This is a genomic window from Streptomyces sp. NPDC004051 (assembly GCF_053604275.1).
The window spans coordinates 21427-35742 of sequence record NZ_JBSGHG010000013.1; the positions used below are offsets into that span (position 1 = coordinate 21427).

Consider the following 14316-nt stretch of genomic DNA (forward strand, 5'->3'; position numbering starts at 1 on the left):
GGAATCAGAAGTGCGAGAGGGAACTCGCCTCGTAGCGCAGTTGATACGCCCGCACGCCACCGCCATTCATCCGGTAGATCGTGATCGCAGAAAGGAACTGCTCCTTGACCTCCAGGGCGCGCCGCCGCTCCTTCCCCTCTACGTCACTGATCCAGTCCTCCACCTGCTTCGGCAGCTTGAAGGCAAGCTCGTACGCGCTTTCCTCACCCAGCGGCGACAGCGTCCACTCCGCCGAACCGCCATTGCCACGTCGCCGAATGCGCACCGCATGGTCCGGCTGGGCATCCGCGTACGTGGTGAACGCCAGGTGATCGCTGGCGGCCAGCGGCAGGATGAACGGTGCCGACGGGAAGCCCAACAGCAACTCGGCACCGCTGTTCTGCTGGAGCGCGGCTGTGAAGCCGGCGATCGCCGCCTCAGCCTCGTCCCGGAATCTGCCGTCCGCCGGCGCCGGGGTCGGCTGCAGCTCCGCAGACGCGGTCCAGGTCCCCAACTTCTTGCGCAGCTCCGTACGCATCCACGTCACCGGGAACGTCCCGGGCGCCCCGAGGTGGAACTGCGCCTGCTCCAAAGTCCACGCGGTGGTACCGATCGTCCCAAGCAGCCATGCGAACGAGGCACCCGACAGATCCACCAGCGAGATCTGGTGCGCCAAGGCGTACTTCTGAGCATCCGGCGTGAACCCGCTCGTCGAGAACAGGGCGTACGCGTACTGATACCGCTGCCGCGGCCTTCTACCGGCGTGCATCACGAAGTTCTCGTTCACGTCGTGCAGCACTCCGTGGGCGTTGCGCACGATCTCCAGTCCGCAGCGCTCCTGGTAGAACTTCGCCTCCAGGAACAGCCGCACCGGCATCGAGAACGCCGGTGTGAACGCGAACTCCCCTAATGCGTCCACCTGATGCAGTGCTCCCCGGCCCCGCACCCGAAGCGTGTTCCCTTCGGTCGCCAGCTCCTCGGGGTCCTGGCTCTCGTGCACCAGCAGGCGGTAGCCAGAGGAGCGCAGAAGCCAGGCAAGCGCCTCCTCCAATAAATACCCCCGCAGTACGGCACCCTTGATCATGGCCAACCCCCTACACGGAACTGCGGTGATCAGTACCGCGCTGCCTTCCGGTTCCAAGGCTTACTCATCCCTTCTCCACCGCCGCGGGCGCGTGTGCGGTACATCACGTTGCGCTGGATCGGCTTATATGATGAGGATGATGTTTGCCTTCTTTGGGTTACTTCAGGGGCGTTGCCCCCTCAGCAAAGGCATCTGTGGTCACCGTCCACGGACTCGTGCGGCACGTTCGCGCTCTTCAGCCTGATGGAGCAGCTTCTCTTGTTGTGCGCAGCCCGCCGCAGCGACCGCACGCAGCGCAGGCACTCGGTCGGCAAGAGCGGTGAAGTAGTCCAGAAGCTGAGAGTGCATCCGCGAGCGGTCCCCTGACCAGGAGTCGCACCAGGCGACAGCCGCCGCGATCCTGCCAGCGCTCGCTCCTCGCTCCAACAGGAGCGGACCGATCTTCTCTACAGCTGCATTGCGCTGCCCAAAGAGGGCGTCGACCAGCTTGTCCGGGCTTACCGCGTGTTCGTCGAGCAAGTGCTGGGCCAGCTCGGTATCCGAGCCGACGAGATGGATGAGCGCGCTGTGGCCAACGCAGGGCAGGCCGATGCAGTGGATGGCTAGACGTAGCCGGTGCGGGCGTGGGAGGTAAGCGAGGATGTGATCACTGTCGTGCGGGAGCGGCGAGGCGTACCAGCCCTGGGCGGTCATGTCCTGTAGCCGCTCGTGGAACCAGGATTCGAAGGTGTCGGCGTCATGTTTCGCGAGGTACGCGAGGACTTTGCCTGCTCGCCACTGGTTGTGTGGGGGCAGGTGATCGATACGTAGGTTCTGCATCGCGCGGCGCCATGATGTCTGCCATTCTGCCGGCAGGGCGGGGCCATGTGGCACTCCGACCGAGAAACTGATCGCTGCGCTCGTGGCGATGGCTGGGATGGTGTGGATGAGCAGGCGATGCATGACATCGTCGGGCTCGTGGCGAATCAGCGTCTCGAGCAGTGCCGCGTCCTCAGCCTGCATCGAGTCGATCACCAGCTCTCCCGTCTTATCCACCACGCTGCGCGCGAGGACGGCGTTGATGACAGTGGGTCGGGAGGCCGCATCGTCGAGAGCCGTGAGCAACACGGATGGCGGCACAGTGTTGGGAGCCGTGGTGAGCCATTGCGTCAGGGCGGTTCCCAACAGCAGTGTTTCACCTGATTCGGCGGCTGCTTGGTACCAGGCAGCCGGGTCGGTCATCAGCTCGGCCATGCGGACGGCTGTCAGATAACCGGTGTAGTCACCGACGACCTGTGCCTGCTCGGCCAGTTCGCCGAAGCGGGCCACTCCGGCGCAAGGTCCCAGAGCAGTCAGTCTTTTCGCGAGCGTCTTCGCTTGAGTGAGCACTTGCTCGGTGGCTGCCTCGTAGTCATGGGTGAAGTCCACGCTTCCCCATTCACAGAAGGACTGAAGGTCGGAGTCGACGTCGAATGTGGGCAGCTTCTGGCCAGCCTTTTGAGCCCGGCCCTGCATCCGGGCGAGTTCGCGGTGAGCGCGCATCACTGCTCCCGGGCTGTTTTGCAGCAACGGGCGGAGTGACTCAAGGATGCGGCGTCCTCCCTCAACTCCCCACCGCATCTGCTCGGCGGAGGGAGTCTGGCCACGGGGAGCGACGCCCAGGCCGAGCCGGACCCATCCCAGCGCCATGTCGAGCAGGGCGACCAGCGCGACTGGCGGACAGGGCATCCCGTCCCCGCTTGTCGCGTCGCAGGTCAGAAGCGGTACCACCTGCTTCCACAGACCGAGTAGTCTCGAGAGATTGTCTGCGGTGTCCACACCGTGGGCGAGAGTGACTGTGTTCGGTGCCCCTGGATCCGGCCAGTTCCCTGATACCTCGACGCTGAAAATGCCCGCCAGGGCCTCGGTGGCCACGCTCCATTGCTCGACCGAGGCGCGATGGCGGCGCATCCAGTCGAGCACCGCCCGCAACAGACGGGTGCGGATCTCAAGTGACGTACCGAAGTCGGGGTCGATCACGCCGGCCAGATCGCTGAGCACACGCAGCGGGTGATCTGGAGTGGAGTTCCGACGCCGCCTGTCTCCCACCGCCAGGACCAGCAGTCCTCCGATCGCTTCCGGCAGCAAGAACTGACGTGCGCTCTGGATGAGTTGCCGGGTCGCTGCATCACCGAGAGGGTCGACGACCATCCCATACAGCTCTTCGGGTTCGCGGGGAGCGGCCAGCACGGCCAGAGCCCCGTTCACTGCAAACTGGGCGGCCCGGGTGTCCAATCGGGCATACTGCGCCACGACGGCGAAGGTGCTGACGTCCCAAGACGTAGGGGCCGACAGCGACTGGATCCACTTCTCTGCTTGTGTCCGCGCCTGCGAGGAAGGGGATACATCGGCTGCGGACATCACTGCGGACCCAAGGTCAAGCGCGTGGTCGGGGAAGGCATCCATCAGTGTGGCCCACGGCCGTCGCACCGGACTGGTGAAGAACCAGCGCGCTACCAGCGGCGCGCACAGGGCCGGCTGCAGACGCCAAATGTCCTCCACCGACTCCACCAGGCCATTGTGTGCAAGGCCCTCCACCATGCCAGACAACTCAGCGGGAGTTGTCCCGACCAGGGGCGCGAGGGCGTACAGCATTTCCGGCGATGCGCCACCCAGGGCAGCTACACAGGCCAGCGCATCCAGCACGGTGTGTGATGTTGTGGCCTCGCTTAGGTACCGTTCGACGTGCGCTACATGCGCTCTACCGCTGAAGACGTCCCCGCCCTGCCCATTAGCCAGTAGCTCACACAGCGTCACCGCCCACCCCGGCCGCCCATCCGCTTGGTCGAGTACTGCAGCCCGGGACCGATGACCGGTGACACCTGCAGTGGTGACCAGCGTGTTCATCTCCGTCCGTTCGAGAAGGCCTACGTTGATGACCAGCGCCCCGGGCAGCCAGCCAAGCACCTCATCGAGCCGATCCGGCCAGGTTGTGACCACCGCGGAGAACAGAAGACCGGTCTGTCGACGGGTGTGTCGTAGGACACGTATCGCGTCAGGATGAGCATGAGCATCATCCACGATCACTGCTCTCGGCAGCACCAGAAGCAGGTCGTCATGAAGGTGAGCCAGCGAAGCGGGCTCTACGTAGACCACCTGATCTCCGAGCTGACCGGTGAGCCGAGTTTTACCCACCCCCGGAACTCCAACGAGCACCACATCCTGGCAGGCAGCCACCGCAGCAGACAGGGCCGCAACCTCACTCCCTCTGCCCACCAGTGGCGGTGGGCTCGCCACCAGAGGTGCCTCCAAAGGCTCGTCGAGCAAGGCGCCGAGTCGGCCCTCGATACCCAACAGACTCCGCCGCCATGCCGCATCACGCACCAACTGGTGAACGAACCACTCCTGGGCGTACACGTGAGCTGGAGGAAGCCCTCGGTCCGAGCACAGTTTGTCCAGAGCCCTCCGGGTGCGAGCGTCGACGGGGCGCGAGCTGGCTACGACAACCAGGTCGACCTGCAAGCCCTCTTCCTGCATCCGATTCAGGCCGTTGCGCACGTTGGCGATCGGATCACCAGTGGTGACCATAAGGCGCCCCCGCGCCTGAGGATCATTGCTATCAGAGGGAAAGTAGATGTCTGCGTCACGGCCGAAGTCATGACCACCCTCGACCGCCGACAACCCCGGATACCGGGACTGCAACAGGGCGCAAGCGCACCGTTCGAACTCTGCAGGATGGACAGATTCGTTGAGAGCCTGCCGCACGCGAGCCGGAAGATTCACAGCCCATATGCTACGCACCATGTGAGGTCTACGAATGTGGAAAGCCGCACAGCCGGACGGCTCGCCGTCTGCTGGGAAAATCGGACCAGCTCGACGCACAGGCCGCCGTGCGGGCCGTGCTCTGCGGTCGTGCCCGGGCCAAGTGCGGTGACAGCCTGCTACCGGATGCTTTTCTTGATTTCGGTGACGATGGTCCCAGGCTTGCCTTGTCCCTGTGTCGTGCGGCCGGCGCTCTGGCTGAACTCTCTCCAGACACGCGGGTGCTCGGCGGTCACAGGCTGCCGTTCACCGATCATGCCCTGGACCAGGCAATGGCCGCTGCGCTCGAGGTGGTGCTCGAGCCACTCTCTGGACGCGAGGAGACTGTAAGCCCTGCCGCTCGGGCGGTCCCATGTCAGGTACTGCACCTGCAGTTGCCCGTCGGTGTCGTACCAGAAGGGGCGGTCCGGGTCGCGCCGCAGCCTGCTGTCTCTCAGGAGTGGGTCACTGAGCAGCGTCACGGAGACGGATGCGTCGAGGGAGCAGTCCAGGCTCTGACCACTCCAGTTGTATGTCTGGTCGGTCGGAATAGCGGTGACGGGTTCCCCATCGGGATCTGTGGCGAACACCATCTGGCCCTGCGGCTGTGCGGCGAGGGTGCGCTCCAGCCAGTCGTCCTCGTCGTCTTCCATCGGACCGTCCGCCCACTGCTCTGCGAGCTCCAGGAGCAGCTCTTCCCGGCGCTTTTCCCTGCGCTCCCGCCAGATGGCGAGGATGGCGACGCTCTCCTCCGAGGCCGGTGGTCCAGGGGCTGGCTCCGGAGAGGAGAGATCGTCGTCCCCTGGGATAGGGGAGGCGTCCTCACCGGAACCGGGTTCGTCATACTGAAAGGTACTCACATGCCAGGCGTCGGGTTCCGGATCGGTCCAGGGCCCGGGGACGGTGGGGAAGTCGGCCAGGAGAAGGCTGTGGCGATCGAGCCCTTCGGGCATCAGCCGGTTCGTGAACGAACGTCCCTCAAGCCACGTCAGCAGGCTGGTGAGTTGGGGGGCGGGCACGAGCCAGCTGTGGATGCGGTGCCACTGCTCTGCCTGGCCGCGGGTGACGTTCCATCCTCGGCCGTCGTGGTCGTCCATGGCCTGTTCGTAGAGGACGATCCACTGCCTGTCCTGGCTGTCGGTACGGATGCCCAGTTCGTCGAGGTCGGGCAGGTTGTCCGGACGGCTGATCCATTCGTCGACGCCCTCGTCGTCGGGCAGGTCGGGGACAGGCGGTGCCAGCGGGTGTGCGGGGTCGGCGGTCGGGAAGGTGGCGTGGTCGGCTTCGTCTGGACTGTTGTCGTCGTCGGTGTCGGAGAAGGGGTGTCGGGCCGGAGGAAGGGAGGGGTCGATGTCGAGCAGCGACAGTCTTGCCGCTCCCGGGTATTCGGCGGCGTCGTGCTCGGTCTGCCGGTGGGGATGCCGGTGGTTCGCCAGGCGTTCCACGAGCTCGTGGAGGGCCATCCACTGGTACTTCTTGCCGATCCGTTCGCCCTTGTGTGACTGGCGAGAGCCAGAGTGGCGGGAACGCATGTTGTCGAATTCGGCGAACAGTTCAGGTGTCCAGCCCAGGTCGGCGACGCGGGCGAGGATCCAGCGTGCGGCCCACTCGGCGTCGACGTGGGCAGCGGCGAGGCGTTCGTCGTCGGGCGGGGGCACTCGGCAGGCCCGCAGCAGCGCGTACTGGTCCGCGTCGAGGACGTCCCTCGCCTTCCTCCCAGTGAGGAGTTGTTCAACGGCAGCCGGTGTGCTCAAGGCGGGCCGGACGGACTCCGGAAGGCTTTGCGCGAAGGCCGGGATACGGGCGGGGTCGACTAGGACAGGATCGTCGGCGCGCTGCCACGCCGGCCGACGGGGATAGTCGGTCGACAGCGGCAGCAAACTGAAATGGCGCACGGCTGGCCGGACCTGGTAGTCCGCAAAGTCTCCCAGCGGTGAAAGGGACGAGCGGAGCGATCCCCACAGCGACTCCTTCTGTTCCCGCCAAGGGAAGAGCACGTCAAGGTCCTCCTCCGCAGGGGCCTGCCCGATCTGAGCGCAGGCGTGCGGATGCCTGACCGCGTCTGCTTCCTCGCTGGTGACGGCTCCAGCACGGTGCGCCAAGGTGACAACGCGTGTAGCCGCTTCGCACAGCAGCGCGTTCCGTGAAGCGTGCACGGGCGAATCAACGGCGCCGTAGGAGTACGTGAGGAGCCGCCGGGCGACTGTACCGAGGAGGTCGTGCTGGTCGTCGTCCTCGCCGCGACGGGCCAGGACTCCGTAGCCGACCCACGCCAGACGCTCGAAGAGGTAGGGATCGTCGATCTTCTCCGCGTCCTCGTGAAGGAATCTGTCCAGGAGGGAGACGAGAACGTCTCCGTGCCCCAGGAGCAGCTGCACCAGGGCCTTGGTGGCCCGGTCCCGCAGGAACCGGTTGGAGGACGTCAGGGTCCACACCAGTGTCGTGGCAGCCAGCCGGACGACTTCCTCGTGGTCGGCTCCGGCCGTCTGCACCGGCCGGCGGGTTCGGTCCCCGAGCCGAGGCCGGGCCGTGAGGGACGCAGGGTGGAAATGGCGCGGGGTGGGGTACTGCTCGGCCCAGCGCAGCAGCCGGTGCAGTGCCGTGACGTCCCACAGCAAGGAGTAGGTCGCGACGCCCCACCACGCGTCGCGCTCGGGCCGCTGTTTTCGCAGCAGCACGCGGTGGAGACGGTCGGCGTTCAGCAGATGCCCCGGCTCGGCGGTGACCGCCACCGCGGCCTCCAGCACGTCGGAATTGCGTCCGTGACGTGCGGCGGTCTCGTTGAGAAGTTGGATGGTGCGTTCGTTGACGCTGCGTGTGCTGCGCAGCGGAAGCGTTTCCAGAAAGCTGCGGGCCAGCCGGTAGCCTCGTACGTCCGCGCGACTGCCGGGGCCAGCTGTGGCCTCCGCAGATGCGGGAGAAGCGGCCAGCAGGTCGATGAGTTCCGACCCGGTTTGCTCGGGCAGGAGAATCGACGCTGCTTCCTGGTAGTTCGGAGCAGCCTGCTCCAGCCAGCTCTGCAGCGCGGAATCAGCGGCCAGGGGGCGTCCCTCGCACAGCACGTCGATCTCGTCCTGGTGGGCGGCGAAGACCGACCGTATAACGCGGTCGTCGCCGAACGCCTGGTAGGGGAAACCGATACCGGTTGCCTGGTCGGCCTTGTAGGTCCGCTCGTTGGACACCAGGCCCTGGGCGAGGAGCTGCCCGAGCATCGTGTCCGGCCACGCCGTGGCCGCCGGAGCGTACGCGTCGACAAGAGCGCGGGCTTCCTCACGCGGCAGCACGGAACGCCGTGCGTCGGCCATGCGCGACGCCAGGGCGTCCACCGCACGGTGCACGGGCCGCTCCAGAGGATCGAGCCCGAGCCGGGAGCAGATGGTCTCCGCACGGTGGTCGACATAGGCGTCGAACACCGCGCTTCGGTCACGCGGATGGCCGCCCGAGCCGCCACGCTCCAGGCTCTTAATCAGACTGTCTGCGTACAGCTTCACGAACAAAGGGTTGGTGAAGACCGAGGCCAGCAGGGGAGTGTTTGGAAGAACCGCCGCCACACCCCGCAGGTAGCTCTCCAGCCCCTCCATCTCCCGTCCGGCAAAGCCGGAGTGCACGGACGCCGGCACATCGAAACGATCAGGCACGACGATCGACTTGAAGGTCGAGCGGCAGGACACCAACAAAGCGATGTGCCGGTACCCGGCCAGACGCACCTGCAGCGCGAGCAGTTCGCTCTTCCAGTTCCCGGCGTCGTCGGAGTCATTGAGCGCATCAATGATCAACAGGAAGCGGCAACCGCTGGCCGCGCCAGCGGCATCCATCGCCTGGAGGAAGTCCCGCTCGGCAAGCGGCCCCAGGCCACGCTTCTGCGCGATCTCACTCAGCGTGTTGTGCCCGGTGAGCTCCTGCCCGAACACCACCAGCGCCGGACGGCCCTCGTCCACGGCCCGTCGCGCGGCGTCGACCAGCAAATGCGTCTTGCCCTGCCCTGCCTCCCCCACGAGCAGCCAGGTCTTCTTCTCCGCTGCCTGGGCAGCGGAACTCCGCAACAAGCCGTCCAGACGCTCGCAGGCGTCGAAGGCCCGAGCCAGAGCGCGCTCGCACAACCATTGCACGCTCCGCACCGCGGTCACCGGAGCGTTTGCACCCCGTCCGGCCGCAGGTGTGGCGTCGTCGCTTTTGGGCTCTTCCTCGGCGAACCGATCAGCCAGGTCCTTAAACTCACCCAGCCGCTCCAGCATGTCCTCCACCACAGCAGAACTCTGCTCGGCGGGGAAACCGGACGTTGCGGATGCAGCGGACAGATCGTGGACCAAGGTGTGGGCGCCTTCCCGCAACGCGGGCGTCCACGCATGCACCCACCGCGACAGCGCCTGATGGTCGGGGCTGCTGGCCGGCGCGGGATAGCTGTCGTACCAGCGCGTCATCTCGGAAAGGAGGGTCACCACAGCGGCCTGCAGATCCCGGGATCGCTGGACGCCCTGCCTCAAAAACTCCTGCGGCAGGGCGCACGCATCCGCCACGCGCGCAAGGGGCAACGTCACATGATGCTCGGGTGTGTACCGTGCCTCGGCCAGACGCTCAGCAAGCGTGACCTGTTCCCTGAACCACTCGCTGCCCAGCGCCCGCCGTTCGAAGAAGAACCACTGACGTCCCTCATTTCCAGGGCGGGTCAGCCGCTCCAGCAGCTCACCGCCACCGACATAGCGGATATCCACGCCGGCAAGGCCGGGCAGGTCCTTCTTCCACTGGGCGACGTTGCTGTTCCACCGCTCCCTCGCACCGGTACGCGCCTTCCCGCGCGGGGTGACAGGGGTGGGGTCGGAGAGGTCGAAGGGAGCGAGGAACTCAAGCCGGACAATCTTCCGGTTCGCGATGTTCTCGCCGACTGTCTTGGCGCTCTTCTTCGCCTGAGGGATGAGATCGTCGATGTTGTGGACGAACTTGACCTGGTATCCGTGCGCAGCACTGCCGTCGGGCGCCTGGTCATACCATTCGACGCCGCCGTCCGGAGCAGCAGTCTTGATCGTCTCCCAGCCCGGAGGCGCCGGCGTCCGGAGCTGGAAGCAGAGCTCCTCGAACGCGCGATGCTGGCTTCCGTCCCACTCACGGATGCTCTGCCAGTTGTGTGCCCTGCTGTCGTTCGATGCCACTGCCGTCCTCGACCGTCCCGCCGCCCCACTATGCGCGTGTCGGATCCCAGCGTAGAGGGCTGCACTGACACACCAAGCCCTCCTGTGCCGATGGACCGGCAGCTCGGTGTAGATCAGGCGCGAAAATTCCGTTGTGGCCGGTGCTGACCTGCGCGCTGCCGGTCATGAAGTGAGTGACGGCATCGGCTTGGGAGTCCGACCCGGGACCGGACTGGTCTGAGATCGAACACGCTGGCGCACACGATGCGGTCGGTGACTGTGTGGTTCGTGTGCCTGTGACTCTTCCGGGCGCCTGATTTGCGATCGCACCCGCTCATCCGTCCGTACCGGGGTGGTTTCCTCCCAGCGCGTCCGGTGACCAGCTCCGCGCATCCCCCACCAGATCACTCACGCACGGCGAACGAGTATGAATCCAAAGCGTTTCTGATCAATATCACCGGCAGTCGACCTCTTGGCCGCGATCGAGGACCGGGCAGCAAGGAAGCCGCGCCGCAGTTCAGATAGCCCCATCAGAGAATGTTCCACCGGAACGCCCGATCGCCTTTCCGTAGTGCTTCCACCCGCCTCTGCACCTCAGCAAGGCTCGCTGGCGCGTGGTGAACCTTTCGGGCGTTGGTCGTGATCATGCGTAGTTCGCGCAGTCCCGCAAGTACCGGGTAGCCCGGCCAAGCGGTGACATCCCAGCCGTAGACGTCGGCGAAGCGGCGGTAATGGTGCTGGTCGAAGCCAAAGCGGCGGCAGTGCACCTCGATCGTGACCAGGTCCCATTCGGGCTGGCCGTAGGCGACCGTATCCCAGTCGCACAGGACCGCCCTGCCGTCCGGGGCGTGGAGGGCGTTCCGGTGCTGGGGATCGCCTTGGATCAGCCCTCGGGCCAGGGGGAAACGGATGTCTCGGAGCTCGGCTGCGAGGAGGTCCGTCTGCGCTTCCATGAATCGGATGGCGTCAGGCGGCAGGCATGTTATGGCGGACAGTGAGCGTCGGATGGCCCCGACGTTGTCGTGCTTGGGGAAGCAAAGCGGTGGCAGGGGCAAGTTGTGGAGCTCGCGGAGGGGCTGGGCCAGTTGCTGGGCCTCCACGGGCTGCTCGGGCTGGGGCAGGTAGGTCCAGAAGGTGACCGCGTGGCCGTCGACGAGGACGGGCTGGTCGACGGGGTGGAGCGGAACGGTGGGGAAGCCCGCGGCCATGAGCCGCCTGACGAACTCGACCTTGCGGGTCACGTCTTCGACCCGGGAGCCCTTGCGGGCGATCTTCGCGACGACTTGTTCCTTCTCCAGTAGGACAACCGCGTTGGTGTGGCCGCGGAGGAGGCGGGAACCGCGGCTGTCGAGACCGGCGGCAGCGCACGCCCGTTCCAGGATCCGGTGCATCTCGGCCTCGTCGTACCCGCCGGGCGCCGGCGCCATCTCTCTCATGCGTTCCAGGCTCGCGGACACATGGCCGAGTGTCACATCTGGCCGGGAGGAAGCGCGAGAATTTCGCGCAGTTCCCGCGCCGCACGGCTGCCTCGAACGCGCGGCGGCAGGACTTCCACGACCTCCCGCGCCCGCTCCTCGACGATAGGGGTCCGATGCGCCGGATCCGTCCGTAGGAACGTGGCGGTCGCCAGTTGGCATGCTTCCTCGGTGCTGTGTTCGTGGGCGAGGCAGAGGGCTGCCTCGAAGTGGAGGAGGGCCGGGTCGATGCCGGTCTTTTCCGAGTACAGGGCGAGCGCGTTCTCCTGGACGCGTCGGGCTTCGGCGGTCCGCCGGAGGGCGGTGAGGGTACCGCTCATGTAGAGGAGGAAGCGCCGCTCGGGAAAGGCGAAGGCGTCGTTGCCCGTGTCCGCTCTGGCGTGACTTCGCTCGAAGATCTCGGTGGCCTGCCGAAGGGCGGCTTCCGCTCCCTCCACGTGGCCAAGCTTCGCCAAGGCCCGTGCCTCGGCGGCCGAGGCGAAGGCGGCGGTGGGCGTGGGCCGGTTGCGGCAGAGAATCCGTGCCTCTCTGGACAGGGCGACCGCGGCCTCGATCGGGCCGTAGTGGTAGGGGAGCATGGCGGCCTGTGCGCGGACGCGGGCGCGCAGCTCGGTGTTGCCGCTGTCGTCGGCCGCGCTGCGGGCGGTGGCGTACCAGGATTGCGCCCGGCGGAGGTGCCCGAGTTTCATCAGGGCGTCGGCAATCAGTGTGGCGATCATCGCTGTGAGTTCGGAGAGCCGGACCTGTATGGCGGCCGGCTGACGGTGGGCGGCCAGGTCCTCGACCTCGAACAGGTGGCCCAGCAGAATCTCGATCATCGGTGCGGGCGGCGTGTAGACGTACTGTTCGCGCGCCCACAGCAGCTGCTCGTCGAGCAGGTCCAGCTGCGTGGGCGTCACTGTGCCCACCGCAAGGGTGCGGTCGACCGAGCGCCGGGCGGCGTCGATCTGTTGCTCGAAGGAGAGGGAAACCGTGTCCGCCGCGCGTCGTGGGGCAACCGCGGGGGTGAGTGCCTGCTGGGGTCTCCGTGCCGGCGCCCTCTCGTCAGCCGGAGGCTCGTCCGGCGAGGAGGACTGGCTGCTTCCGCGCAGTCCCAGGTCCTGGACCGTGCTCGCGTAGAACTCGCACAGCAGGTCCACGGTGACCGGGCGGGGCTGTCGGCCCTTTTCCCAGTGACCCAGTTGATCACCGTCCGCCCGGGGCGCTGCTTCGTACCGCGCTCCGAGTGTGTTGAGGCCGTCGGCGGCCTCCTGCAGGGTCAGTCCCCGCGCCAGGCGATGCGCGCGGAGCAGCGTCACACCGCAGTGGGCGTGGATCCGATGGGCGGTTTCCTGGACCGGCTCTCTACGGTCGGCGGCGTCCTCGCGTAACCGCTGTGCACAGGACGGACGGTGCGGCTTGTGATCCAAGGCCCCTCCTCCAACTCGCCCTGCTCCTAGTCCGGGCAGCGTATCGGTGAGGCACTCCCCCATCCGCGGGATCAGTGACTGATTCGACGGCCTGGCGACCGGATCAGTCACCTGCAAGCAAGAAGTGACTGATCGGCGCAGGGTGACTGTTGTTCGTCGATACCGGTGGGGGCGAACCTTGCTGCTCCCAGAAGCCCGACGAACCGCTCGCCGGCCGGTGGCGTGGAACGCCCGGTCGCCGGGCCTGCATTCGCCGTCGTCTCCCACCGCGCCTTGCGGCGGAAGGCGCGGCGTTCGTCACCCACAGGGAGGTGGATCGATGACGTCCTCGCCGTACCACACGGTCCTGGCGGAGCTGGCCGATGGTCAGGGAATCGAGCGTGCGGCAATCGAGGTCGAGAGCACGCCGGCGTCGATTCGCGACGCGCGGTCCTTCGTCCGGCAGCAGCTCTTCGGCTGGCGCTTCCCCGAGGCGGGGAGCTTCACCGACGGGGTGGTACTGGCTGTCAGCGAGCTCGTCACCAACGCGGTGCTGCACGGCCGAACCCGGCTGGCGGACGACAGCGAGCACGTCGGTATCGCGCTGGCCTTCAAGCCGGGCAGAGCGCTGGGTGTTCTGGTCACTGACAACTCCAACGAGGCGCCCGTGGCGGCCGTTCGGCCTGCCCTCCATGCCACTTGTGGCCGCGGTCTGAAGCTCGTCGACGTGGTGGCCGACTACTGGACGGCAGCGCCGCGAGAAAACGCCCAAGGGGTCACTGGCAAGGGCGTGTGGGCCGTCTTCCGTTGCCCGGAGTCCGCTGGTCTCCTCCCCCGATCGGCGTAACAACCCATGTCGTCGAAAAACCTCCAAACCTGCCGGCTTCCTGTGACACCGGGAGTCTTCATGCCGTGCGTACTCGACGAGCCGAGTGGCCGCCTGAAGGGTCCCTCGCTGCTCTCAACACGACTACGGGCGCTCGCCAGCGTCGCTCCAGTAGGTCGGGGCGAGCATCTCACCGGGCCAGGCCGGCTGGCGGATCGGCCCTCGCGGGCCCATCTGCTGGAAGTACGGGGCGAGGTCCAGGACGGGGGTGCCGTCGACCGCGTCGAGGTCGGTGACATGAAGGTCCCGGCCGTCGACGTCGAGCAGGCGCGGGAAGCTGATCGCGAGCTGGTTGGGGCGGCGGTGGTTGCGGTGCACGAAGGTGCCGGTCGCTGGCCATCGGGCGTCGCCGCGCGGGCTGCGGGCGTGCAACTGCACGTCTTCGGGGCGTGCCCGGTGGAAGCGCCAAACCACGGTGAGGTGCGAAAACTCCTCGATGCCCCGGAGGGTCTCCAGCGGGTACTCGTCGTTGAACCGGATGATCGAGCGGACGCCGCCCTGGTAGTCGTCCAGGACCTGGGTGTGGCCTCCGACGACCGTGGCGATCGAGCTGACCTCGTAGCTGGGCACCGTTCTTCCCTCTCCATCCCTCTGACTGCCGGCACGGCCGGACGCCCCG

7 protein-coding genes are annotated in these 14316 nt (G+C 66.7%); 1 reads left to right on the forward strand and 6 read right to left on the reverse strand.

The window, feature by feature from the left end; genetic code table 11:
• Window positions 1-4: 4 nt before the first annotated feature.
• The 5 genes from ACWEQO_RS16170 to ACWEQO_RS16190 all read right to left on the reverse strand — a co-directional run bounded on the left by ACWEQO_RS16170 (window position 5) and on the right by ACWEQO_RS16190 (window position 12832).
• The gene (locus ACWEQO_RS16170) at window positions 5-1063 is read right to left on the reverse strand and encodes a hypothetical protein (RefSeq protein ID WP_452983381.1); all 1059 of its coding nucleotides are present in this window, start codon (window positions 1061-1063) and stop codon (window positions 5-7) included.
• A 198-nt stretch (window positions 1064-1261) separates the two neighbouring features.
• Window positions 1262-4804, reverse strand: a complete 3543-nt coding sequence (locus tag ACWEQO_RS16175) for a hypothetical protein (protein WP_452983384.1) — start codon at window positions 4802-4804, stop codon at window positions 1262-1264.
• Window positions 4805-4962: 158 nt separating this feature from the next.
• Entirely contained in the window at window positions 4963-9969 is a 5007-nt protein-coding gene (locus ACWEQO_RS16180; protein WP_452983387.1) for a hypothetical protein, read from the reverse strand.
• Window positions 9970-10478: 509 nt separating this feature from the next.
• Window positions 10479-11384 carry a phosphotransferase gene (locus ACWEQO_RS16185; RefSeq protein ID WP_401459164.1) on the reverse strand — a complete coding sequence of 302 codons (906 nt, stop codon included), beginning with the start codon at window positions 11382-11384 and terminating at the stop codon, window positions 10479-10481.
• Window positions 11385-11416: 32 nt separating this feature from the next.
• Window positions 11417-12832, reverse strand: coding sequence for an XRE family transcriptional regulator (locus ACWEQO_RS16190; protein ID WP_452983390.1), 1416 nt, complete (start codon window positions 12830-12832; stop codon window positions 11417-11419).
• 319 nt (window positions 12833-13151) lie between these two features.
• Here ACWEQO_RS16190 and ACWEQO_RS16195 point away from each other — a divergent pair, with 319 nt between their 5' ends.
• Window positions 13152-13658, forward strand: a complete 507-nt coding sequence (locus ACWEQO_RS16195) for an ATP-binding protein (protein ID WP_388283354.1) — start codon at window positions 13152-13154, stop codon at window positions 13656-13658.
• Window positions 13659-13781: 123 nt separating this feature from the next.
• On the opposite strand, the gene ACWEQO_RS16200 is transcribed toward ACWEQO_RS16195, so the two are convergent.
• Window positions 13782-14267, reverse strand: a complete 486-nt coding sequence (locus tag ACWEQO_RS16200; protein WP_388283352.1) for an SAM-dependent methyltransferase — start codon at window positions 14265-14267, stop codon at window positions 13782-13784.
• Window positions 14268-14316: the final 49 nt, after the last annotated feature.

Bases quoted from the DNA above. Each gene is read 5' to 3' on its own strand.
- ACWEQO_RS16195 (WP_388283354.1), top strand. From the start codon at position 13,152: ATGACGTCCTCGCCGTACCACACGGTCCTGGCGGAGCTGGCCGATGGT.
- ACWEQO_RS16185 (WP_401459164.1), bottom strand. From the start codon at position 11,384: ATGAGAGAGATGGCGCCGGCGCCCGGCGGGTACGACGAGGCCGAGATG.
- ACWEQO_RS16170 (WP_452983381.1), bottom strand. From the start codon at position 1,063: ATGATCAAGGGTGCCGTACTGCGGGGGTATTTATTGGAGGAGGCGCTT.